This window comes from Kineosporia sp. R_H_3, assembly GCF_002198675.1.
Lineage (GTDB): Bacteria > Actinomycetota > Actinomycetes > Actinomycetales > Kineosporiaceae > R-H-3.
Genome location: NZ_MWLL01000161.1, coordinates 26,450 through 48,904, shown reverse-complemented (window position 1 = coordinate 48,904; position 22,455 = coordinate 26,450). Strand labels below are relative to the sequence as shown.

General features: G+C 75.2%; 19 protein-coding genes, 2 pseudogenes and 1 riboswitch. Of the genes and pseudogenes, 9 read left to right on the top strand and 12 right to left on the bottom strand.

Features of this window, described 5'->3' with window-relative positions:
* Positions 1–737: 737 nt before the first annotated feature.
* The 3 genes from ECOMGDLI_RS17280 to ECOMGDLI_RS17270 all read left to right on the top strand — a co-directional run.
* Positions 738–1,805 (top strand): SbcC/MukB-like Walker B domain-containing protein (locus ECOMGDLI_RS17280; RefSeq protein WP_304441400.1); only part of this gene is annotated, 1,068 nt, incomplete at its 5' end.
* Positions 1,802–2,326: a hypothetical protein gene (locus ECOMGDLI_RS17275; protein ID WP_088318098.1), complete on the top strand. Its 525-nt coding sequence runs from the start codon at positions 1,802–1,804 to the stop codon at positions 2,324–2,326. The genes ECOMGDLI_RS17280 and ECOMGDLI_RS17275, both read left to right, overlap by 4 nt.
* A 20-nt stretch (positions 2,327–2,346) precedes the next feature.
* On the top strand, positions 2,347–3,060 hold the full coding sequence (locus tag ECOMGDLI_RS17270) for a nucleotidyltransferase domain-containing protein (RefSeq protein ID WP_088318097.1): 714 nt from the start codon (positions 2,347–2,349) through the stop codon (positions 3,058–3,060).
* 142 nt (positions 3,061–3,202) lie between these two features.
* Here the strand turns inward: ECOMGDLI_RS17270 and gcvP are convergent, their stop codons facing one another.
* Complete coding sequence (gene gcvP, locus ECOMGDLI_RS17265) at positions 3,203–6,061, bottom strand: aminomethyl-transferring glycine dehydrogenase (RefSeq protein WP_369812762.1); 2,859 nt, start codon at positions 6,059–6,061, stop codon at positions 3,203–3,205.
* Between the two features lie 199 nt (positions 6,062–6,260).
* Positions 6,261–6,347: riboswitch (glycine riboswitch) on the bottom strand.
* 186 nt (positions 6,348–6,533) lie between these two features.
* Here gcvP and ECOMGDLI_RS17260 point away from each other — a divergent pair.
* Positions 6,534–7,346, top strand: coding sequence for a ParA family protein (locus ECOMGDLI_RS17260; RefSeq protein WP_088318096.1), 813 nt, complete (start codon positions 6,534–6,536; stop codon positions 7,344–7,346).
* Positions 7,347–7,449: 103 nt separating this feature from the next.
* Here ECOMGDLI_RS17260 and ECOMGDLI_RS17255 read toward each other — a convergent pair whose 3' ends face one another.
* The 10 genes and pseudogenes from ECOMGDLI_RS17255 to ECOMGDLI_RS17210 all read right to left on the bottom strand — a co-directional run bounded on the left by ECOMGDLI_RS17255 (position 7,450) and on the right by ECOMGDLI_RS17210 (position 14,474).
* Complete coding sequence (locus tag ECOMGDLI_RS17255; protein WP_088283433.1) at positions 7,450–8,064, bottom strand: MerR family transcriptional regulator; 615 nt, start codon at positions 8,062–8,064, stop codon at positions 7,450–7,452.
* 254 nt (positions 8,065–8,318) lie between these two features.
* On the bottom strand, positions 8,319–8,813 hold the full coding sequence (locus tag ECOMGDLI_RS17250; protein ID WP_088283431.1) for a bifunctional nuclease family protein: 495 nt from the start codon (positions 8,811–8,813) through the stop codon (positions 8,319–8,321).
* A gap of 113 nt (positions 8,814–8,926) precedes the next feature.
* Positions 8,927–9,616: a MerR family transcriptional regulator gene (locus ECOMGDLI_RS17245; RefSeq protein ID WP_088318104.1), complete on the bottom strand. Its 690-nt coding sequence runs from the start codon at positions 9,614–9,616 to the stop codon at positions 8,927–8,929.
* A 52-nt stretch (positions 9,617–9,668) separates the two neighbouring features.
* Positions 9,669–10,142 carry an FHA domain-containing protein gene (locus ECOMGDLI_RS17240; RefSeq protein WP_088283429.1) on the bottom strand — a complete coding sequence of 158 codons (474 nt, stop codon included), beginning with the start codon at positions 10,140–10,142 and terminating at the stop codon, positions 9,669–9,671.
* Between the two features lie 305 nt (positions 10,143–10,447).
* The gene (gcvH, locus tag ECOMGDLI_RS17235) at positions 10,448–10,828 is read right to left on the bottom strand and encodes a glycine cleavage system protein GcvH (RefSeq protein ID WP_088318095.1); all 381 of its coding nucleotides are present in this window, start codon (positions 10,826–10,828) and stop codon (positions 10,448–10,450) included.
* Positions 10,829–10,939: 111 nt separating this feature from the next.
* Positions 10,940–11,641 carry a DUF881 domain-containing protein gene (locus ECOMGDLI_RS36865; RefSeq protein ID WP_088318094.1) on the bottom strand — a complete coding sequence of 234 codons (702 nt, stop codon included), beginning with the start codon at positions 11,639–11,641 and terminating at the stop codon, positions 10,940–10,942.
* A gap of 241 nt (positions 11,642–11,882) precedes the next feature.
* Positions 11,883–12,395: pseudogene (locus ECOMGDLI_RS17225) on the bottom strand (hypothetical protein); the annotation flags it as partial.
* Between the two features lie 10 nt (positions 12,396–12,405).
* Entirely contained in the window at positions 12,406–12,738 is a 333-nt protein-coding gene (locus tag ECOMGDLI_RS17220) for a small basic family protein (protein WP_088283423.1), read from the bottom strand.
* Positions 12,735–13,742: a DUF881 domain-containing protein gene (locus ECOMGDLI_RS17215; RefSeq protein WP_158221040.1), complete on the bottom strand. Its 1,008-nt coding sequence runs from the start codon at positions 13,740–13,742 to the stop codon at positions 12,735–12,737. The genes ECOMGDLI_RS17220 and ECOMGDLI_RS17215 overlap by 4 nt, the downstream gene beginning before the upstream one ends.
* Positions 13,743–13,859: 117 nt before the next feature.
* Positions 13,860–14,474: a CDP-alcohol phosphatidyltransferase family protein gene (locus ECOMGDLI_RS17210; protein ID WP_088318091.1), complete on the bottom strand. Its 615-nt coding sequence runs from the start codon at positions 14,472–14,474 to the stop codon at positions 13,860–13,862.
* A 91-nt stretch (positions 14,475–14,565) separates the two neighbouring features.
* Here ECOMGDLI_RS17210 and ECOMGDLI_RS17205 point away from each other — a divergent pair, with 91 nt between their 5' ends.
* The 3 genes from ECOMGDLI_RS17205 (at position 14,566) to ECOMGDLI_RS17195 (ending at position 17,237) form a co-directional block, all read left to right on the top strand.
* Positions 14,566–16,086: a TIGR03560 family F420-dependent LLM class oxidoreductase gene (locus tag ECOMGDLI_RS17205; RefSeq protein WP_158221039.1), complete on the top strand. Its 1,521-nt coding sequence runs from the start codon at positions 14,566–14,568 to the stop codon at positions 16,084–16,086.
* A 69-nt stretch (positions 16,087–16,155) separates the two neighbouring features.
* Positions 16,156–16,752 carry a hypothetical protein gene (locus tag ECOMGDLI_RS17200; RefSeq protein WP_088318089.1) on the top strand — a complete coding sequence of 199 codons (597 nt, stop codon included), beginning with the start codon at positions 16,156–16,158 and terminating at the stop codon, positions 16,750–16,752.
* A gap of 83 nt (positions 16,753–16,835) precedes the next feature.
* Positions 16,836–17,237, top strand: a complete 402-nt coding sequence (locus ECOMGDLI_RS17195) for a DUF1801 domain-containing protein (RefSeq protein WP_088318088.1) — start codon at positions 16,836–16,838, stop codon at positions 17,235–17,237.
* Between the two features lie 33 nt (positions 17,238–17,270).
* Here ECOMGDLI_RS17195 and ECOMGDLI_RS17190 read toward each other — a convergent pair whose 3' ends face one another.
* On the bottom strand, positions 17,271–19,733 hold the full coding sequence (locus ECOMGDLI_RS17190; protein ID WP_088318103.1) for a Tex family protein: 2,463 nt from the start codon (positions 19,731–19,733) through the stop codon (positions 17,271–17,273).
* A 417-nt stretch (positions 19,734–20,150) separates the two neighbouring features.
* Here ECOMGDLI_RS17190 and ECOMGDLI_RS17185 point away from each other — a divergent pair.
* Both ECOMGDLI_RS17185 and ECOMGDLI_RS17180 read left to right on the top strand, forming a co-directional pair.
* Positions 20,151–21,719, top strand: a pseudogene (locus ECOMGDLI_RS17185) (methionine--tRNA ligase); the annotation flags it as partial.
* A 38-nt stretch (positions 21,720–21,757) separates the two neighbouring features.
* Positions 21,758–22,315, top strand: a complete 558-nt coding sequence (locus tag ECOMGDLI_RS17180) for a putative immunity protein (protein ID WP_369812759.1) — start codon at positions 21,758–21,760, stop codon at positions 22,313–22,315.
* Positions 22,316–22,455 lie beyond the last annotated feature (140 nt).

The following is a 22,455-nucleotide window of genomic DNA, read 5'->3' as shown; positions in this document are numbered from 1 at the left end:
GCCGGCCAGGGCGAGGACCCGGGTGGCCGCCGCCCGGGCCGCCTCCGCCGCCGCGCACGCCGACCACGACCGGACCGTCGCGCGGCACACCGCCGCCACCGCGAAGCTCGAGGCGCTGCGGGTCCGGCTCGCCGAGGTCACCGCCGTCGCGGCCGGGAAGGCGCAGGCCGACGAGGCGCACCGCACCGCCGGCCAGGTCTTCGCCGCCGCCGAGGAGCGCGACCGGCTGCTGGCGACCGAGCAGACGCTGACCTCCCGGGTCACCACGACGACCGAGACGCGCAACACGGCGTGGAAGGCATGGCTCGACGCCCGCGAGGCCCGCCTCGACGGGATGGCCGCCGAGCTCGCCGCGGACCTGGCCGTCGACAAGCCCTGCCCGGTGTGCGGCAGCGCCGAGCACCCGCGGCCCGCGACGCCACCGGCGCCCGACGCCACCGGCCGGTCCACCGCTGTCACGGCGCAGGCCGAGCGGGCGCTCCACGAGCGGTACCTCGCGGCCGACGCGACCCTCACCGCCGCCCTCAGTGAGCTGGCCGGCGTCCGGGAGCGGCTCGCGGCCGTCGCCGCGACCGCCGACGGCCGCACCCGGGACGACGCCCGCACGGCCCTGCGCGAGGCCCGCTCCCGGCTCGAGGCCTGCGACGCCGCCCGCGCCGAGGCGGCCGCCCTGACGACGGCCGAGCCGGTGCTCGCCGCCGAGGTCACCGACCTCGCGGGCCGGGTCGCCGCCGCGNGCCCGCTCGGCCTGCGCCGTGACAGCGGTGGACCGGGCGCGCGGCAAGGACCGGACCGTCGCGGCCCGGCGCGACCGGCTGCGGGCCTGGGCCGACGCGGCCGAGGGCGTCCTCGACGCCCGCCGCGGGCTCTCGGACGCGAGCGTCACCGCCGACCGGGCGACGGCCTCCGCCGCGACCGCGGCCCGCGCGGCCGGGTTCGACGACGTCATCGACTGCGTCCGCGCGGTGCTCAGCCGGGAGCAGACCGACGCCTACACCGCGGCCCTGCGCGCCCGCGACGACGAGCTCGCCGCGGTGACCAAGCGCCTCGAGGACCAGGCCCTCGTCGCAGCCGCCGCGGCCCCGGAGCCGCAGCCCGAGACGGCCGCCGCGCTGCTCGAGCTCGCCCGGGCCGACGAGGCGGACGCCGTCCGCACCCTCGCGCACGCGGAGGAGGCGGTCCGCGCGCTCGACGGGATCGCCGCCGAGCTCGATGCGCACCTCGCCACGGCGGCCCCGGTCCACGAGCGGTTCGCCGTCCTCGACGGGCTGAGCCGCTGCCTCGACGGCACCGGCGGGGAGAACTCGCGCCGGATGCCGCTGTCGGCGTTCGTCCTGGCGGCCCGCCTCGAGCAGGTCGCCGAGGCCGCGAGCCTGCGGCTGGCCCAGATGTCCGCGGGCCGGTACGCGCTCGTCCACAGTGACGTCGCCGAGAAGGGCGCCCGCCGCGCGGGCCTCGCGCTCCAGGTCGTCGACGCCTGGACGGGCCAGCGCCGGGACACCGCGTCCCTGTCCGGCGGGGAGTCGTTCTACACCTCGCTTGCTCTCGCGCTCGGCCTCGCCGACGTCGTCTCCGCCGAGTCGGGCGGGACGACGATCGAGACCCTCTTCGTCGACGAAGGCTTCGGCAGCCTCGACGAGGACACCCTCGAGGAGGTCATGGACGTCCTCGACGACCTGCGCTCCGGGGGCCGCGTCGTCGGCCTCGTGAGCCACGTCGCCGACCTGCGCGACCGGATGCCCGCGCGCCTCGAGGTCGTCAAGGGCCGCACCGGCTCGACGCTGCGGCTCGCCGTCCCCGCATGACGGACGGCGCCGCACCGGAGGGCGACCGGCTGCCCGACGTCGCCGTCCTCGACCTGGACGGCGTCCTCGCCGACACCCGGCACCGGCTCCACCACCTGGCCGGCGGCCGTGCGCGCTGGGCCGCGTTCTTCGCCGCGGCGACGGACGACCCGGTGCACGCCGAGGGCCGGGCCGTCGTCGAGGAGGTCCTCGGCCGCGGTCTCGCCGTCTTCTACCTCAGCGGCCGCCCCGAGCGCACCGCGGCCGCCACCCGGGCCTGGCTGCGCCGGCACGACCTGCCCGACGCCCCGCTGCTCCTGCGCGCCGACGACGACCGCCGCCCCGCGACCGCCGTGAAGATCAGCCACCTGCGCCGGCTCGCCCGGCAGGCCCGGGTCGTCGTCCTCGTCGACGACGACCCGGCCGTCGTGGCCGCCGTCCGCGCGCTGCGCCCGCCGCTCGCCGCCTCGGTCCTCCACGCGACGTGGCAGCCGCGCGACGACGCGACCGACCGTGGCCAGCACGGGTCCGGCCGCATGTGAGCCACCGGCCCCGTCCACCGGTGGTCGACGACCTCGCGGAGCGCCTTGCCCTGCTCGGCTGGGTCACCGACCTGCTCGTCGCGGGCTCGCTCGCCACCGGCGACTGGACGCCGTCCGTGAGCGACCTCGACCTGGTCGCCGTCACCTCGGGCCCGGTCGACCCCGACCGCGAACAGACGCTGCGCAGCATCCACCGCGATCTCGACATTGGCTCCGGGGCGAGACTGAAGCTCGGCTGCGTCTACGTCGACGCCGCGACCGTGACCGCCCCGGACGCCCTGCACCCGACGTGGACGCACGGGCTGCTCGTGCACCGCATCCTGTCGGGCGTGACGCGGGCCGAGCTCGTGCTGCACGGCTTCGCGGTGCTCGGCCGGCCGCCGTCCGAGCTGCTGCCACCGATGACGCCGGACGACGTCAGGGCCGCCGCCCGTGCCGAGCTCACCGGCTACTGGGCCCTGGCCGCCCGGCACCCGCTGTGGTTCCTCGACCCGGTCCTCGCCGACCTCGCCCTCACCTCGATGGCCCGCGGCCGCCACAGCCTCGCGACCGGAGAGCTCCTCACGAAGACCCGCGCCGTCGAGCAGGCGCACGCCCCGGCACCCCTCGTCGACGACCTGAGAGCGCGCCGCCGCGGCGAGGACGTCACCTCACCCCGGCTGCGTACCGCCCTGGTCGCCTGGCGCGACGTCCGCCGCACGGTCGCCGCCGCCCGACCCCCTCGAGCGCCGTGATCGTGACCGATCCCGCGGCACGCCACCGCGGGATCGGTCACGATGCCGTGAACCGCCCGGTTGCACCGGCGTCCTCTGGCGGCCCGTGCACCGCACGAACGCGCTGCGGGGTGCACGACCCGCCAAAGGACGGTGCCTGGGCTCAGCTCTCGAACGCCTCCGGCGGCGGGCACGAGCAGACCAGGTGCCGGTCGCCGTACGCGCCGTCGATGCGGCGCACCGGCGGCCAGTACTTCGCGCGCGGGTCGACGCCGGCCGGGTAGACGGCCTCCTCGCGGGTGTACGGGTGCGCCCACTCCCCGACGAGGCTCTCGGCGGTGTGCGGGGCGTTCGCGAGCGGGTTGTCGCCCGCCGGCCAGCGCCCCGCCGCCACGGCGTCGATCTCGCCGCGGATGGCGATCATCGCGTCGCAGAACCGGTCCAGCTCGACGAGGTCCTCGCTCTCGGTCGGCTCGACCATGAGCGTGCCCGCGACCGGGAACGACATCGTCGGCGCGTGGAAGCCGTAGTCGACGAGGCGCTTGGCGACGTCGTCGACGCTGACGCCCGTCTCCTTCGAGATGCCGCGCAGGTCGAGGATGCACTCGTGCGCGACGAGCCCGTCACGGCCGGTGTAGAGCACCGGGTAGTGGTCGCGCAGCCGGGTCGCGACGTAGTTCGCCGCGAGGATCGCCGTCGCGGTCGCCCGGGTCAGCCCCTCGGCGCCCATGAGCCGCACGTAGGTCCACGAGATCGGCAGGATCCCGGCCGAGCCGAACGGCGCCGCCGAGATCGGGCCGACGCCGGTCGCCGGGCCCGCGCCGTCGTCCATGGGGTGGTTCGGCAGGTAGGGCGCCAGGTGCGCGCGGACGCCGACCGGCCCGACGCCCGGACCGCCGCCGCCGTGCGGGATGCAGAACGTCTTGTGCAGGTTGAGGTGCGAGACGTCGGCGCCGAACTTCCCCGGCTTCGAGAGCCCGACGAGCGCGTTGAGGTTCGCCCCGTCGACGTACACCTGGCCGCCCGCGTCGTGGACGGCGGCGCACAGGTCCGCGACCGCCTCCTCGAAGACGCCGTGCGTCGACGGGTAGGTGATCATCACCGCGGCGAGCCGGGCGGCGTGCTCGTCGACCTTGGCCCGCAGGTCGGCCATGTCGACGTTGCCGTCCTCGTCGCACTTCACAACGACGACCCGCAGGCCCGCCATGACGGCGCTCGCGGCGTTCGTGCCGTGCGCGGACGACGGGATGAGACACACGTCGCGGTCGGTCTCGCCGCGCGAGCGGTGGTACGCCCGGATCGCGAGCAGCCCGGCGAGCTCGCCCTGCGAGCCCGCGTTGGGCTGGATGCTCACGGCGTCGTAGCCCGTGACGCTGGCCAGCATCGACTCCAGGTCGGCGACGAGCGCGCGCGTCCCCTCGGCGGTGTCGGCCGGCGCGAACGGGTGCAGGGCCGCGAACTGCGGCCAGGTCACCGGCTCCATCTCGGTCGTCGCGTTGAGCTTCATCGTGCACGAGCCGAGCGGGATCATCCCGCGGTCGAGCGCGTAGTCGAGGTCCGCGAGCCGGCGCAGGTAGCGCAGCATCGCCGTCTCGGACCGGTACGTCGAGAACACCGGGTGCGTGAGGTACTCGCTGGTCCGCCGCAGCGCCGCGGGCAGCGCGGCCGGCACCTCCGCCGCGCGGCGCACGGCGGAGCCGGCCGCGACCCCGAACGCCGCGCAGACCGCCTCCAGGTGCGCGGGCGTCGTCGTCTCGTCGGTCGTCACCCCGACGTGGTCGCCGTCCACCCGGCGCAGCAGGACGCCGCGCTCACGGGCGGCGGCGAGGACGGCGTCCGCCCGGCCGGGGACCCGCGCGAGGACGGTGTCGAAGAACTCGGCGTGGACGACGTCCACCCCGCCGGCCCGCAGCGCCGCAGCCAGGTCGGCGGCGTGCCCGGCGACCCGGGTCGCGATCGTCCGCAGGCCCTGCGGCCCGTGGTACACGGCGTACATCGAGGCCATGACGGCGAGCAGCACCTGCGCGGTGCAGATGTTGCTCGTCGCCTTCTCGCGGCGGATGTGCTGCTCGCGGGTCTGCAGCGCCAGCCGGTACGCCGGCTTGCCGACGGCGTCCTTGGAGACGCCGACGAGCCGCCCCGGCATCGACCGCTCGATCCCGGCCCGGACGGCCATGTACCCGGCGTGCGGGCCGCCGTACCCGAGCGGGACGCCGAAGCGCTGCGACGTCCCGACGGCGACGTCCGCGCCGAGCTCGCCGGGCGGGGTGAGCAGGGTGAGCGCGAGCAGGTCGGCGGCGACGGTGACGAGCGCGCCGGCGGCGTGCGCGGCGTCGACGACGCCCCGCAGGTCGGTGACCGCGCCGGATGCCCCCGGGTACTGCAGGACGACCCCGAAGACCCCGTGCTCGCCACCGGCGGCCGCCAGCACCGCCGCGACGTCACCGCCGGAGCGGGCCGCGCCGGCGAGGTCGGCGTCCACGACGGTGATGCCGAGCGGCTCGGATCGGGTGCCGATGACGGCCCGGGTCTGCGGCAGCACGTCGGCGTCGACGACGAGGACGGCACCCGCGGGAGCCTTGGTGCTGCGCCGCATGACGGTCATCGCCTCGGCCGCGGCGGTCCCCTCGTCGAGGAGCGACGCGTTCGCGGTCGGCAGCCCGGTGAGGTCGGAGACCACCGTCTGGAAGTTGAGCAGCGCCTCGAGCCGGCCCTGCGAGATCTCCGGCTGGTACGGCGTGTACGCGGTGTACCAGGCCGGGTTCTCCAGGACGTTGCGCAGGATCACGCCCGGGGTGTGGGTGCCGTGGTAGCCCAGCCCGATCATCGGCGTGAGCACGGTGTTGCGGGCGGCGAGGGCCGTGAGCTCGGCGAGCACCTCGGCCTCCCCCACCGCGGGCGGCAGGTCGAGCCCCTCCCGGTCCCGGATCACCGCGGGCATCACGGCCGCGACGAGCGCGTCGAGGCTGTCGTGCCCGACGGTCCGCAGCATGTGCTCGGTCGCCGCGGCGTGCGGACCGATGTGCCGGTCGGCGAACGAGGTCGCCTCGGACGGCGCGTGCGCGGCGCCGGGTACGGCCGGGCCGGGGGCTCCGGGCGTGGACGACACGGAGGGGACTGCGATGACGGAGGTCACGGACGCGCTCCAGACAAGGGTCGGTCGGCGGCCGGGACCGCCCTGACCTCCCCCTCTGTCGCCCGCGTTCGCGCTTCAGAGTTGCCTGACCCGCACGGTCCTGGCGCCTGAGAGGTTCCGGGGAGAGTTGCCCCTTCGGCGCCCCTCACGGGGGCTCTCCCGTGCGGGGTCTGCAGCGAGGAGGACGCTACCAAAAGGGGTGCCACGATGTGGAACGAGAGGACGGCGGGCGCGCCCGGCCGCCCGATCCGTCGCCGAACGGTCGGCGCCGTGGTCAGCCCGCTGATCCGCTCCGCCACCCGACGACGCCCTGTGGACGGTCCTGCTGCCGGGGCCCCGGAGAAGGTAGGTTTCAGGGGTGATCGTCGTCAGCGTGTGCAGTCTCAAGGGCGGCGTCGGCAAGACCTCCGTGGTCCTCGGCCTCGCCTCCGCCGCGCTCGCGCGCGGTGTCCCCACCCTCGTCGTCGACCTCGACCCGCAGGCCGACGCGACGATGGGCCTGGACGTCGTCGACCGCCCCAAGCACACGGTCGCGGACGTCCTGTCGGCCCCGCGCCGCACGGCGCTGGACTCGGCCGTCGCGACGAGCGGCTGGACGGCGGAGGGCGGCGGGACGCTCGACGTCATGGTCGGCACTGTCGAGGCCGCCGCGCTCGACGGCCCCCGGATCGGTGAGCGCGCCGTCCACCGGCTGGAGACGGCCCTGACCCGGGCCACCGACTACCGCCTCGTGCTCGTCGACTGCCCGCCGTCGTTCGGCGCCCTGACCCGCACCGGGCTCGTCGCGAGCCAGCGCGCGCTCGTCGTCTCCGAGCCGGCCCTGTTCTCGGTCACCGCCGCCGACCGCGCGCTGCGCTCGATCGACGAGCTGCGGCGCACGACCTCCCCGGACCTGCAGCCGCTCGGCGTCGTGGTCAACCGCTACCGGGACCGCTCCCCCGAGCACCGCTACCGCCTCGCCGAGCTCCAGCAGATGTTCGGCCCGCTCGTGCTCTCCCCCTCGCTGCCCGAGCGCAGCGCCCTCCAGCAGTCGCAGGGCGCGAGCAGCCCGGTGCACCGCTGGCCGGGCGCCGCCGCGGCGGAGCTCTCCGAGGCGTTCGACGCGCACCTGGCGCGGCTCCTGCGGGTCGCGAACCGCCGCAGGGCCGCGGCGGCGTCCCCGCGCGCCTGACAGTCGTACCGCACCGCCCCCACGAACGGACGGAGGGGCCGCCGGGTCTCCCCTGGCGGCCCCTCCGACGTCCGTCCGGACGGTGGTGACGGGGTCGGCGGCCTCAGCCGACGGCGCGGGTCTTGCGACGCTGCGCGAGCTCGTCGGACGGGTCCACGACGGCCTCGCCCTCCTGCTCGTCGTCCGCCCGCTCGCCCGGCAGCGACGCGAGGCTGCCCTCGACCTCGCGCCAGACCCGGCCGACGGCGATGCCGAAGACGCCCTGCCCGCCCTGGACGAGGTCGATGACCTCCTCGGCGGACGTGCACTCGTAGACGCTGGCACCGTCGCTCATGAGGGTGATCTCGGCGAGGTCCTCGACGCCGCGGTCGCGCAGGTGCGTGATCGCCGTCCGGATCTGCTGGAGCGAGACGCCGGTGTCGAGGAGCCGCTTGACGACCTTGAGGACGAGGATGTCGCGGAAGCCGTAGAGGCGCTGGGTGCCGGAGCCGCCGGCCGGGCGGACACCCGGCTCCACGAGCCCGGTCCGCGCCCAGTAGTCGAGCTGGCGGTACGTGATGCCGGCGGCGCGGCACGCAATGGGGCCGCGGTAGCCGACCTGCTCGTCGAGCTCGGGCAGGTCCTCGGTGAAGAGCAGACCCTGGGCACGCTCGGGGATCTTGTTCACCGGCTGCTTCGCACGGCCGGTCGTGCCGGTGGCGTCGCTGGAGCCGCTCACCAAGACCTCCTGTCCGTCGTCCTCGCACCCGGGGGAAGGTCCGCCGGCCCGGAAGGACGACAGCGGTGGAACTACAGCGAGGACGTTTTCCTCTCCAGACGGTAGGCCCGCCCCCCACCTGCGTCAACGACGCAGGCTCGGCGCCACTCCGGCGTGTCGTGAACGACGCGCCGTGATCGGCGTGTCGACGGAGCGTGCATCTCGCCCGGACGGGTGAAACGCCTGGTCAGGGGCGTCCCGGGCGGGTCGCCGGGTCAGGACGGCGACGAGCCGGGCCCGGGGGCCTCCTCGCCGAAGTCCTCCGGCGAGATGTTGTCGAGGAACTCCCGGAACTTCTCGACCTCGTCCTCGTCCTCGTCCGGGACCGCCACGCCGCCCGCCTCGAGCACCTCGTCGGTGCCCATGATCGGGGTGCCGGTGCGCAGCGCGAGGGCGATGGCGTCCGACGAGCGGGAGCCGACCGTCAGCCCGCCGTCGAAGTGCAGCTCGGCGTGGAAGACGTTGTCCTTGATCGCGACGATGCGCACCTCGACGAGCCGGCGGCCCAGCGCCTCGATGACGTTGCGCAGGAGGTCGTGGGTCAACGGCCGCGGCGGGACGACCTGCTGCTGCCCGAGGGCGATCGCCTTCGCCTCGTGCTCACCGATCCAGATCGGCAGGTATCTGTCGCCGCCGCGTTCGCGCAGCAGCACCATCGGCGTGTTCGAAGGCATCTCGACCCGCACACCCACCACATCGAGCTCCCGCACTCCGCCACCGTACCCCGGGGCCGGGACAGGCGCGACGGGCACCCGGGACCCGTTGTGCGACACGCGGGGCGAGACGCGGCCCCGCGGGCCCTCCGGCGGCGCGGGAGGGCTTCTCAGGAGCCCTGTCGCTCCACGGCGGCGCGCAGGAGGGTCGCGTGCAGCCGGACGCACAGCGACGCGACCTCACGGCCCACCTCGTCGGCCTTGGCCCCGGACTGGCCGGCCCGCTGGTGCCGCAGCGGCGCGACGACCTGCTCGACGAGGCCCGCCTCGCGGTCGGCCGCCGTCCGGATCGTCCGCAGGTGCCGCGGCTCGATGCCGAACCGGGCGAGCTCGCCCGCGGTCCGGGCGACGAGCAGGGCGTCCCCGTCGTACACCCCGGCGGGCCGGGCGCTGACGAGCCCGAACGACTCCAGCTCGTCGAGGAGCGCGTCGCCGATGTCCGCCGACTCGAGGAGCTCGGACCGGGTCAGCCGGACGTCGACCCGCGCGCCGTCCGTCCGCTCCCCGTCCTCGGCCACGAGCCGGGCCAGCCGCGGCACGCCCCCGGGCAGCGACGGCGGGTCGTCCCCGCGGTCGACCGCCTCGAGATGGTCGCGGATGACGCGCAGCGGCAGGTAGTGGTCACGCTGGACCGCGAGGACGTAGCGCAGGCGCGCGACGTCGCCCGAGGTGAACTTGCGGTACCCGGACGGCGTCCGGTCGGGCTCGATGAGCCCCTGGTCCTCGAGGAAGCGGATCTTCGAGATGGTCACGTCGGGGAACTCCGGCCGCAGCTCCGCGAGCACCTCGCCGATGCTCATCGTCGCGCGCGGCGCCGTCGCGCGCCCGAACGCGGCATTCACCAAGGTGCTGTCACCACCCGCCGACGCCGCCGGCGGTGCGCTTGCTCGGGTGGAAGACCATCCGGAACTTGCCGATCTGGACCTCGTCGTTGTCGCGGAGGACGGCCTCCTCGATCCGGTCGCGCTGCACGTAGGTGCCGTTGAGGCTGCCGACGTCGCGGACGACGAACGCGCCGTCCCGGCGGACGAACTCGGCGTGCTTGCGGGAGACCGTCACGTCGTCGAGGAAGATGTCGCTGTCCGGCCGACGGCCGGCGGTCGTCTTCTCCGCGTCGAGCAGGAACCGCGCACCGGCGTTCGGGCCGCGTTGTACGACGAGCAGCGCCGACCCTGCCGGGAGCGCGTCGATCGCGGCCTGGTCGGCCGGGGACAGCCGCGAGACCGGGGCCTCGGCGTCCGCCGAGATCGCCCCGAGCGTGATCGTGGTGTCCGGCCCCAACGGCGAGCCCTGCTCAGCGTTGTGGTCGTACGTGGGAACCGACATCGCCTGCTCCTCCTCTACCCCTGCACCGTCGGCCGGTCCGGGTACCGGTCGGCCGCCCTCGGCCGATGGTCCCCCCGAAGCCGGATCAGGCAGATCGGGCATGTGGACACGCCTCCTCGTCCCCTGGTCCCCGCAGGATGTCTGGCCGCACCCTGACAGGACGCGTACCAGCCGGCGCGCGTCAGCAGACCGTAAGACTAACCCTCGACGCTTGGTCGAGACAGCCCGCCCGCGCGTCGGACCACGGCACGCCGGGCCCGCGGGCCCGACATCCTCCGACCGGAGGATGCCCGCGCCGCCGGGCGTCAGCCGAGCTGGGCCTGGTACTCCGCCGCGCTGAGGAGCCCCGACGGCTCGCCGTCCAGGGTGACCTCGAACATCCAGCCCTCGCCGTACGGGTCGGTGTTGACGAGCTCGGGGTTGGAGTCGAGCGCCTCGTTGCGGCCGACGACGGCGCCGTTGACCGGCGCGTAGATGTCGCTGACGCTCTTCGTGGACTCGACCTCGCCGCAGGTCTGACCCGCGCTCAGGGTCGCGCCGTCGTCCGGGAGCGTCACGTAGACGATGTCCCCGAGGGCGTCCTGCGCGTAGCTGGTGATCCCGATCCGGGCCCGGTCGCCCTCGATGCGCACCCACTCGTGCTCGGCCGTGTAGCGCAGGTCCTCGGGGTACGTGAAGTCGGCCATCTCGGCTGGTGCCTCTCCTCGTCGCGGTCGTGCTGCGGGCTGGTGCTGCGGATGGTGCGGGCTGTCCTGCGGGCGGGTCCGGGCCCCGGCCGGTGCGCACGAGCCGGACGGCTACGGCGCGCCGTCCTGGGCCGGGCGAGCGTACTGAGGCGTCGGGAGCACGTGCAACGCGGTGATCTCGACACGGTCGGGGGCCTTCACCTCGGTCACCGTGCCTTTCGCGCCCTTCTGCGCGAGGACGTCGAGCACACCGCCGGGGATGTTCATCGCCGCCGAGAGCGTCTGCGGGTCGCCGATGACGAGGTAGCGGTACGGCGGGGTGACGGGGTCGGACCCGACCCGGACGCCGCCGTCGAGGTCCTCGAACGCGGTGCTGGCGACGACCCGGACCGGGCCGATCTGGACCGCCTCTGCACCGGCGTCGCGCAGCTCCTGGAGCGTGTCGAGGAGCGTCGCGGCGTCGACCTCCTTCTTCGGGTCGGCGATGACGAGCTCGATCCCCGGCCCGGTGGCGGCGACGGTCCCGGTGAGGACGCCGAGCGCCTCGAGGCGGTCCTTGGCGAGCTGGGCGGTGACCCGGCCGGTCGCCGCGTCGCCGACGATGTCCTCCCGGGCCGCCTGGGCCTCGGCCTCCTGGGCGGCGAGCTTCTCCGACTCGTCGTTGACCTGCTGGAGCAGCCGGACGAGGTCGCTCTGCCGCAGCTGGTCGAGCTCCTCGGTCTGGGTCGCCCGGACCTGGACGACGAGCCCGAAGCCGAGACCGGCGCAGAGCAGCGCCGCGAGCAGCTGGCCCCGGTTCGCCTTGGGGCGCATCGCCGTGAGCAGCCGCGACCGCGCCCGCTCACGGGGGCGGTGCTGGACGGAGGGCGCAGCGCGGGATCCGGCCGCGGCCGCGGCGGCGGCCGGGAGCGGGATCTCGTCCGTGTCGGGCTCGGCGGCCGGGGCGGCGGCCTCCGTCGCATCGGCCTCGTCGGTGAGGTCCGCCGCGGTGCCGTCTTCGTCGTCGGTCGGCGCTGCGTCGGTCGGCGCTTCGTCGGTCGGCGCTTCGTCGACNGTCAGTCGGGGCCTCGTCGGTCGGCGCCTCGTCGGTCGGCGCCTCGTTGACCGGGCCCTCGTCGGCCGGCACCTCGTCAGCCGGCACCTCGTCAGCCGGCACCTCGTTGACCGACACCTCGTCAGCCGGCACCTCGTCAGCCGGCACCTCGTCGACCGACACCTCGTCAGCCGGCAGCTCGTCAGGCGCAATCTCGTCAGCCGCGAACTCGTCGACCGACGCCTCGTCGTCCGCGGGCGACGGCTCCGCCGCCCCCTCGGGCACGGACGTCTCCGGGACGGCGGTGGCGGACCCGTCCGTGGCGTCCGGCGCGGGGGCGTCGTCGGTGCTCTCGTCGTCCGTGCTCTCGTCGGCCGGGCTCTCGCCGTCCGCGCTCTCCTCGGACTCGGTCGCGTCCGGCCCGGCGACCGGCTCCGGCTCGGGAGTCGCGGTCTCCTCCCCCACGGGGACGTCGACGGGGTCGGGCACGTCGTCGTCCATGCCGGGGATCCGGGGCTGCTCCGGGCCGCTCATCGTCGCCCGCTCACGCCTTGAAGAGGTGGCGTCGGATCGCCGCGGCGTTGGAGAAGATCCGGATCCCCAGGACGACGACGACACCGGTCGACAGCTGCGAGCCGACGCCGAGCTGGTCGCCGAGGTACACGATGAGCCCGGCGACGACGATGTTCGAGACGAACGAGACGGTGAAGACCCGGTCGTCGAAGATGCCGTCGAGCACGGCCCGCAGCCCGCCGAAGACGGCGTCGAGCGCGGCGACGACCGCGATGGGCAGGTACGGCTCCAGTCCGCTGGGGACCGCCGGCTGGAAGAAGAGCCCGGCGACGATGCCGAGCACCAGGCCGAGGACGGCGATCACGGGGTGGCCTCCGGGGAGCTCGAACGTTGCGTCGCCGCCGACGGTAGCGCCGATGGCGTGGCCGGGTCAGCCGGGGTCGGGGACGGCCGGGGTGTCGCGTTGCGCAGGGCGAGGGTCCCCGAGGCGCGGACCGTCAGCGCGTCCTCGACCTTGAGGTCGGCCTTCACGCCGAAGTTGTCCTGGAGGGACTGCAGGTACGCGCCCGCCGTGGAGCCGGCGAACTCGGTCTGCATCCTCGTCGGGTCGCCGATCGCCTTGATCACGTAGGGCGGGACGAGCGGGCGGTAGTCCACGAGGATCGCCTCCCCCGCCGACCGGATCGCCGACAGCGAGGTGAGCCGCTGGTCGTTGATCGACACGGCCTCGGCGCCGGCCGCCCAGAGCCCGTTGACGATGGTCTGGAGGTCCCGGTCGAAGACGCGCCCGTCCGAGCTGGAGGAGTCGGCGCGCGGGTCGCCGTCCGCGCCGATGCCGTCGGCGCTCCCCGGCGCGTCCGCCAGCTCCACGCGCAGCCCGGGACCGGTCACCGCGACGTCACCGGACATGATCCCGAGCCGTGCGGCGGCCGCGGCGGCCGCCGCGTCCCCGCTGTCGTTGAGGGCACGGTCCTGCGCCCGGCGGACCTCGGTGCGATAGCGCTCGATCCGGCCCTTCGCCGCGTCGTTCGCCTTCGTCCGGCCCTCGATCTGCTCGACGAGCAGGGCGCGCGCGGCGACCGCGTCGGGCTTCGGGGCGCGCAGGACGACGACGCTCCACGTGAGGACGAGCCCGCACACGACGGCGATGACGACGGTCACCAGCCCGCCCCGTGGCCGGGCGCCGGCCGCGCGGCGCTCGGCCGCCGTCGCGTAACCCGGGTCGAGCGGGCGCTCCATGACCTCGCGCAGCAGCGTCATCGACTCGTCGACGCGCCGCGGGCGGGCCGTCTTGGTCCGGCCGGCGCGCCGGGACGGCGCAGGCCGCGGCGGCGGCTGCCCGCCGTCCGCGACGTCCTGATCCGCCACCCCAGCCATCGCAGGTCATGCTGCCACGCCGCACCGACACGGCGGGCCCGGGTCGGCGGACCCGTCGGCCCGATCCCGTCGACGAAGGTCGTCGGGCCGGATCCTCCCGGGGGGCGGTCAGGCCCCGCGGCCGACGGCGACGACGGCCCGGACCTGCCGCAGGTACAACCAGCCGGCCCACCAGTACAGGACGGTCCCCCACCACGCGAACGCCCAGGCGACCGGCTGGGCGACGGTCGCGGCGACGTTGTCGCCCTGCGCGAGGAGCAGCAGCGGGAACGCGTAGAGCAGGTTGAGCGTCGCGGCCTTGCCGAGGAAGAAGACCGGCAACGGCCCGTAGCCGTACCGCGCGAGCACGGGGATCGTGAACGCCAGCAGCACGTCACGGCCGACGATCGCCGCGACGAGCCACCACGGGATGACCTCGCGGTACGCCAGGCCGAGCAGCGTCGAGAGGATGTACAGCCGGTCCGCGAACGGGTCGAGCAGCTGCCCGAGCCGGGAGACCTGGCCCCACTCCCGGGCGAGCCGGCCGTCGAGGTAGTCGGAGATCCCGCTCGCCATGAGGACGACGAGCGCCCATCCGTCGTGGCGGTTGAGGATGAGCCACGCGAAGACCGGGACGAGCACGAGCCGCAGCACGCTCAACGCGTTGGGGAGCGTCCACACCCGGTCGACGACCGCGGCCTGCGGCCCGCCCGCGACGGTGCCGCTGTCGTCCGGGGAGGTCACGACCGCCAGCGTACGCAGGTCCGGGGCCGATTCGGACGACGACCCCCGGCGAGGCCGGGACGTCCTGCGCCCGATGCGGCAGGGTGGCGTCGTGGCAGACGTCGCGCGGCTCGCGGAGGGCACCCTCGTCGTCCTCGTCGGCCCGTCCGGGTCGGGGAAGTCGACGTGGGCGCACGAGCACGTGGGCCCGGACGCGGTCGTGTCGTCGGACCGGCTGCGGGCCGTCGTCGGCGAGGGCGAGAACGACCAGTCGGCGAGCGCCGACGCGTTCGCGGTGCTCCGGCTCGTCGTCGCGGCCCGGGTCAGGAGGCGGCTGACGACCGTCGTCGACACCCTCGGGTTCCAGGCCGAGGACCGGCAGTGGTACCGCGACCTGGCCGCGCGGCACGGCGTCCCGTGCGTCGCGGTCGTCGTCGACACCCCGCCCGCGGAGTGCCGGCGGCGCAACGCGGCCCGCGAACGGCGGATCCCTGCGGCCGTGCTGTCCGCGCAGCTCGAGACGTTCGCCCGGGTCCGCGCGGTGCTGCCGGGCGAGGGCTTCGACGAGGTCGTCGTCGCGCAGCCGGTCCGCGTCGTCCCGCCGTCGATGACCGGGCGGACGACGGCCCGCCCGCAGCCGTCCGCCGTCCCGGGGGCGGCGGGGCCGGATCCCGCACCGGGCACCCTGCGGTTCGGCCTGCACCTGTCCGCGTTCGACTGCCCCGGCGGCGCCGCCGGCCTCGCGGAGCACCTCCCCCGGGTCGCGCGCGCCGCCGAGGAGGCGGGGTTCGACTCGCTGTGGGTCATGGACCACTTCCGCCAGGTGCCGCAGGTCGGCCGCCCCTGGGACGACATGCTCGAGCCGGGCGTCGCGCTCGGCGCCCTCGCGGCGGCGACGTCGCGGATCCGGCTCGGCTGCCTCGTGCACGCCGTCGGCTACCGCAACCTCGGTCACCTCGCGAAGGTCGTCGCGACCCTCGACGTGCTGTCCGGCGGTCGGGCGTGGTGCGGGCTCGGTGCCGGCTGGTACGAGCCCGAGTACACCGCCTACGGCTACCCGTTCGGCTCCGCCGCCGAGCGGCTCGACCTGCTCGAGGACGCCCTGCAGGCGCTGCCGCTGCTGTGGGGCAAGGGCTCCCCGCCGTTCGAGGGCCGCGTCGTCCGGCTCCCCGAGACCATGTGCTACCCGCGGCCGCTGCAGGCCAGGGTGCCGATCCTCGTCGGCGGCGGCGGTGAGCGGCGGACCCTGCGGCTCGTCGCGCAGTACGCCGACGCGTGCAACCTCACGGGCGAGCCGGACGCCGTCCGGCACAAGGTCGGGGTCCTGCGGCAGCACTGCGCGGACGCCGGGCGCGACCCGTCGGAGGTCGAGGTCACCCACCTGTCGACGGCCCTCGTCGCCCCGGACGAGGCGTCGCTCGGTGCCGAGGTCGCGCGGCGGGCGCCCGCCCGCGGCCACGCACGCTGGCGGGCCTGGACGCATCCGGGGACCATCGAGGACCACGTCCTGCGCGTGGGGGCGCTCCGGGCCGCCGGGGTGCAGCACGTCGTCGTGAGCCTCGCGGGGGTCTGGGACTCCCCCGCGGTGGAGCACTACGGCGCCGTCGTCGCAGCCGCCCGCCAGGTCCCGTGAACCACACGCCGTGAACCAGACGCCGTGAACCAGACGCCGTGAACCAGACGCCGTGAACCAGGAGCTCCCGTGACGCAGGTCGACCTGTCCTTCGACACCACCTACTGGGTGGAGGTCGACCTCGAGCGCGCCCCGCGGACCTGGGTGCCGGGCGTCGTCCGCGAGCGCTGGGCCGAGGCCGGGGTGCCGGCCGACGCCGAGCTCCTCGACGCTGTCGTGCACGCCGTCGTCATGGTCGTCGAGTCCCTCCACGACGAGGAGCCCGCCCCGTTCATGGCGTTCCTGCTCCACCCCGACCCGGACGACGGGCCGCTGGCCGTCGTCACCCTGCGCACCGAGTCGCTCCCCGAGCCGCAGACCCTCGAGGAGGTCGCGGCCCAGCTCCGGATGCCCGAGGAGCTGCTCGAGCTGCCCGCCGAGGAGCGGCTCCTCGACTCCCCGGCCGGGCCGGTGCGCCGGATCGTCCAGCGGTTCGTCACGATGGACGACCCCGACGACCTCGACGACGCGACCGCCACCGACACGATCGCCTACGCGTGGGTCCTCGAGGACGACGGCAACCCGGTCGTCGTCACCGTGTCGACGGCGTTCGAGGACCACGACGAGGCGCGCCGCTGGCTGCCCCAGCTCGACGAGCTCGCGCTGTCCCTGACGCTGACTCCCTGACCGCGAGACAGAGACGGTGTCGGACGGCGGTGGCAGGCTTGCCGTGACGGCGACGCCGGGTCGTCGGGAGAGGCGGGACCGCCATGGCCGAACCGAAGACGAAGCCGACGGACGCGAGCGTCGAGGACTTCCTCGCCGCAGTCCCGGACGACACCCGCCGCGCCGACGCGCACGCGGTGTGCGCCCTCCTCACCGAGGTGACGGCGACCGCACCCGTGATGTGGGGCGACGCGATCGTCGGGTTCGGGCGCACGCAGTACCTGAACGGGCAGGGCAAGGCGGTCGAGTGGTTCCCGGTCGGGTTCTCACCGCGCAAGCAGCAGACGGTCCTCTACCTGTACGGCGGCCTCGAACGTCACGCCGACCTCCTGGCCCGGCTCGGCAAGCACTCCACCGGCAGGGCGTGCCTCTACGTCAAGCGGTTGTCCGACGTCGACACGGAGGTCCTCGAAGAGCTCGTGCGCCGGACCTGGACGGCCGGCTGACGGCGTGCGGCCGTCAGCCGACCGAGCCGTTCGTCAGCGCGTCGGGCCGCCGTCCTGGCCGTAACCGGCCCGGCGGAACGCCTCGGCGAGCGCGCCCGTCGGCTCCGGCGCCGGGCGTGCGTCGCGTCGTGCACCCTGCCCACCGCGCTGCCCAGCACCCTGACCACCAGCGTGACCGCCACCCTGACCGCCGCGGCCCTGCGGCCCGCCCGGCCGGCCACCGCCGGGGCGGCCCCGCCCCCCGGCCGCACGGCCCTGCTCGGCCGACGGGCCGGCGCCCTTGTCGCCGGGCACCTCGTCGTCGAGCCGCAGCGTCAGCCCGATCCGCTGCCGGGCGACGTCCACCTCGAGCACCTTGACCTTGACGACGTCCCCGGGCTTGACCACCTCGCGCGGGTCCTTGACGAAGGTCCGGCTCATCGCGGAGACGTGGACGAGGCCGTCCTGGTGGACGCCCACGTCGACGAAGGCCCCGAAGGCCGCGACGTTCGTCACGACGCCCTCGAGGACCATGCCGCGGCGCAGGTCCTCGACCTTCTCGACGCCGTCCGCGAACGTCGCCGTGGCGAACGCCGGGCGCGGGTCGCGCCCCGGCTTCTCGAGCTCGCCGATGATGTCGGTGACGGTCGGCAGGCCGACCGAGTCGTCGACGAAGTCGGCGGCCTTCAGGGCCCGCAGCGCGGCCGTGTCGCCGATGAGCGAGCGGACGTCGCGCGCCGTCGCCTCCATGATCCGGCGGACGACGGGGTAGGACTCGGGGTGCACGCCGGACGCGTCGAGCGGGTCGTCGCCGTCCGGGATCCGCAGGAAGCCCGCGCACTGCTCGAACGCCTTGGCGCCGAGGCGCGGGACCTCCTTGAGCGCTGCCCGGGTCCGGAACGGCCCGTTCGCGTCGCGGTAGGCGACGATCGCCGCGGCGAGGGTCTCGCTGATGCCGGAGACCCGGCGCAGCAGCGGCACGGACGCCGTGTTGAGGTCGACGCCGACGCCGTTGACGCAGTCCTCGACGACGGCGTCGAGCGAGCGGGACAGCCGCGCCTCGGAGAGGTCGTGCTGGTACTGGCCGACGCCGATCGACTTCGGGTCGATCTTCACGAGCTCGGCGAGCGGGTCCTGGAGCCTGCGGGCGATCGACACGGCGCCGCGCAGCGAGACGTCGAGCTCGGGCAGCTCGGCCGAGGCGTAGGCGGACGCCGAGTACACCGACGCGCCGGCCTCGGAGACGACAGCCTTGATGAGCTTGGCGTTCCCGGTGCCCTGGAGGTTCGCGATGAGCTCGGCGGCGAGCTTGTCGGTCTCGCGCGACGCCGTCCCGTTGCCGATCGCGACGAGCTCGACGGAGTGCTTCTTCACGAGGTCGGCGAGCAGGGCCAGCGAGGCGTCCCACTTCCGGTGCGGGACGTGCGGGTAGATCGTCGCGGTGTCGACGACCTTGCCGGTCGCGTCGACGACGGCGACCTTGGTGCCCGTGCGCAGGCCGGGGTCGAGGCCCATCGTCGGGCGGGTCCCGGCCGGCGCGGCGAGCAGCAGGTCGCGGAGGTTGCCCGCGAAGACCCGCAGCGCCTCGTCCTCGGCGACCTGCCAGAGCCGGCCGCGGACGTCGAGGTCGAGCCGCACCATGATCCGCGTCCGCCAGGCCCACCGGACGGTGTCGAGCAGCCAGCGGTCGGCGGCCCGGCCCCGGTCGGCGATGCCGAACTTGCGGGCGATCGACTGCTCGTAGCTCGTCGGGACGGCGGTCGGACCGTGCGCCGCGGTGCCCTCCGGCGTCTCCTCGGGCTCGAGGTTCAGCGTGAGGACGTCTTCCTTCTCCCCGCGGAAGAGCGCGAGGATCCGGTGCGACGGGAGCTTGCCGAGCGGCTCGGAGAACTCGAAGTAATCGGCGAACTTCGAGCCGCTCTCCTCCTTGCCCTCCCGGACCGTCGAGCCGAGCCGGCCCTTGACCCAGAGCCGCTCCCGGAGCTCGCCGATGAGGTCGGCGTCCTCGGCGAACGTCTCGACGAGGATCGAGCGGGCGCCGTCGAGGGCGGCCTGGGCGTCGGCGACGCCCTTGTCGGTGTCCACGTACCCCGCGGCGGCCGCCTGCGGGTCGGTCGTCGGGTCGGCGAGGAGGAGGTCGGCGAGCGGCTGCAGGCCGGCCTCGCGGGCGATCATCGCCTTGGTCCGGCGCTTGGGCTTGAACGGCAGGTAGACGTCCTCGAGCCGGGACTTCGTCTCGGCCGACATGATCTGGGCGGCCAGCGCCGCGTCGAGCTTGCCCTGGGAGGCGACGGACTCCAGGACGGCGGCCCGGCGCTGCTCGAGGTCGCGCAGGTACTGCAGCCGCTCCTCGAGCGTGCGGAGCTGGGCGTCGTCCAGGCTGCCGGTGACCTCCTTGCGGTACCGGGCGACGAACGGGACGGTCGACCCGCCGTCGAGCAGCTCGACCGTGGCCCGGACCTGCCAGGCCTTGACGTCCAGCTCGGCCGCGATCCGGTCCTCGATCGGCGGGAGCACGGGCTTGAGCCCGGTGCCGGGGAGGCCGGTCGTGGTCCCGGGGGTCGCACCGGGGGTCGTCGTGATCGTCAGGGCGTCGGTCGTCGTCGGGCTCGTCACGGTCGAGCATTCTGCACTGCGGGCCGGTGGCGCCGGGCGCGGCCCGGCGGGTCCCGGGCGCGTCGTGTCCGGATGGCGAGACCGGGCGGCGGGGGCGCGGCAATCCCGTTGCGAGCCCTCCCCCGGGCTGCCGACACTGCTGCCATGAGCAGCGCCGTCGTGATGATGCGCCCCCGGAGGGGGCGTCCACGCGCGCTGCGCGCCGTCCGGCCACGAGGTCGGTGACGGCGTACCGGTGATCGTCCGAGGGCTCCCGCGCAGCGGGGGCCCTCTTCGCGTGGGTCGTCGTCCGGTGCGGAGCCCTCCTTCCCGAAGGAGAGCACCATGCACGACCCGCAGCAGGACCTCTGCGTCACGACCTCCATCCCGTACGTCAACGGCGCGCCGCACCTCGGGCACGCCCTCGAGTTCGTCCACACCGACGTGATCGCCCGGCACCGGCGGCTGCGCGGCCGGGCCGCCCGGCTGCAGTCCGGCACGGACGACCACGCCCTGAAGAACGTCACGGCGGCCCGCGCGGCCGGTGTCGCCGTCGAGGACCTCGTCGCGCGCAACGGCGACCGGTTCGTCGCGCTCTCGGGCGCGCTCGGGGTCCGGCCGGACGCGTTCGTCCGCACGAGCCGCCATCTCGGCCACGCGGACGCCGTCCGGGAGGTGTGGCGACGCTGCGCGGCGGCGGGCGATCTCTACCCGCGCTCGTACACCGGCCTCTACTGCACCGGGTGCGAGCAGTTCTACGCCGCCGGCGAGCTGGCCGACGGCCGCTGCCCGGAGCACGGGACGGTTCCGGAGGAGGTGACCGAGACGAACTGGTTCTTCCGGCTGTCGCGGCACGCCGGGGTGATCGCCCGGCTCGTGGCGGACGGCGTCCTCGACGTCGTGCCGGCGGCGCGGCGCAACGAGGTGCTCGGGTTCCTCGCCGGTGCGGTCGAGGACGTGTCCGTCTCCCGGCCGGCCGCGCGGGCGCAGGGCTGGGGCGTGCCCGTGCCCGGTGACCCGGGGCAGGTCGTCTACGTCTGGTTCGACGCGCTCGTCAACTACGTGAGCGGGCTCGGCTGGCTCGGTGCCGACGGTGCCGACGGTGCCGACGGTGCCGACGAGGCCTACCGGCGGTGGTGGGCGGGCGACGCCGACCGGGTGCACGTCGTCGGCAAGGGCATCGCCCGGTTCCACACGGTGCTGTGGCCGGCCGTGCTGCTGTCGGCGGGTCTGCCGCTGCCGACCCGGGTGCTCGTCCACGACTACCTCACCGTCGACGGCGCGAAGATCGCGAAGAGCGGCGTGCAGGCGGCCGACCCGGCGGCCCTCGTCGCGTCGTACGGCGCGGACGCCGTCCGGTGGTGGCTCGTGCGCGAGCCGGCCCCGTTGACGACCACGGACTTCACCGTCGAGCGACTCGTCGGCGCGTACGACCGGGACCTCGCGAACGGTGCGGGGAACCTCGTCTCCCGGACGGTGGCGCTGGCGCGACGGCGTCCGGGCGTCGTGGCCCAGCGGCGTCCGGCTCCGACGGCGGACGCCCAGGCCCTGCTCGCCCGCGCCGCGCGCCTGCCCGCCGAGGTGGACGCCGCCGTCACGCGGTACGACCTGCGGGGCGCCTGCGTCGCGGTGACCGAGGTCGTGGCGGACGCCGGCCGTTTCGTCGGTCGCCACGAGCCGTGGCACCTCGCCCGCGCCGCGGCGGCCGGTGACGACAGGGCGGGCGAGCGGTTCGACGCCGTGCTGGCGGTCCTGCTGTCGGTCTGCGCCACCGTGACCGGCGAGCTGCGGCCGTTCGTGCCGGACGGCGCGGAGCGGCTCGGCGGTCTGCTCCGGTCGGTCACCGGTGCCGATGGCGACGGTGCGGTGGGGCCCGCGTTCCCCAGGCTGGGGCGCGCGGTGCCGTGACAGAGCCGGTCGGGGCGGCGGGGGCGAAAATGGTCGATGTGATGGACGAGCCCCGCATCGTCGTGCTGACCCTGGAGGACCTCCGCCAGGTCAGCGCCTGGGCGGCGACGTGCGCGCGGGACTCCCTGGAGGTCTTCGAGCGTGCCTGCCCGGGCGACTCCCGTCCCCGCGAGGCGGTGGACGCCGCGTGGGCGTTCGCCACGGGCGGCGCCCGCGGCAAGCTCCTGCGCGACACGGCATGGGCGGCGCTGCGTGCCGCCCGGGAGGCGGCTGACGGGGGCGGCGCCGACCCGGCCGCACGGGCGGCGGACGCTGCGGCCCGGTCGGCGATGTCCGCGGCCTCGGCGGCCTACCTGCACCCGCTCGCGGACGCCGCCCAGGTGAAGCACATCCTGGGTGCCGCCGCCTACGCGGCACGCTCGGCCGAGATCCTGGCCGGAGACGACCCCGGTGTCGGAAGGGCCTGCATCGCCGAGGCCCGACGACGTGCGCCCTCGACCGTCGTCGACGTGCTCCGCCGCTACCCCGCGGCCCTGCCCGGCGGAGGGCGGATCGGTGACCTGATGCGCGACCTGGACGAGCAGCTCCGCAGGTGACCTGCGTGCACCGGCTGGCTCAGGTGAGTGACCGTCACTCGCTGAGAATCGTTCTGCCGGAACGTATCTCGCGAGGGTCAGACTGTCGGACCCTGTCCCTGGTGTTGGTCTCGTGAGCAGCGACGAGCAGACGTGGGGCG